Source organism: Rugamonas brunnea, assembly GCF_014042345.1.
GTDB classification, from domain to species: Bacteria; Pseudomonadota; Gammaproteobacteria; order Burkholderiales; family Burkholderiaceae_D; genus Rugamonas; species Rugamonas brunnea.
The window spans coordinates 1-262 of record NZ_JACEZT010000064.1 but is presented as its reverse complement, the minus strand read 5'-3'; the positions used below and the strand labels follow the sequence as shown (position 1 = coordinate 262).

Sequence of the window (262 nt, the reverse complement as noted above, 5' to 3'; positions counted from 1 at the left end):
TTGGGCTTACGGCGTGGGGGCTTTTCACCCCCATTATCGCTACTCATGTCAGCATTCGCACTTCTGATACCTCCAGCAGCCTTTACAAGCCACCTTCACAGGCTTACAGAACGCTCTCCTACCATATCCTTACGGATATCCGCAGCTTCGGTGACTGGCTTAGCCCCGTTACATCTTCCGCGCAGGACGACTCGATCAGTGAGCTATTACGCTTTCTTTAAATGATGGCTGCTTCTAAGCCAACATCCTGACTGTTTTAGCC

1 rRNA gene is annotated in these 262 nt (G+C 51.1%); it reads right to left on the bottom strand.

The window, feature by feature from the left end:
- Positions 1-262 (bottom strand): 23S ribosomal RNA (locus H3H37_RS26345); the annotation flags it as partial.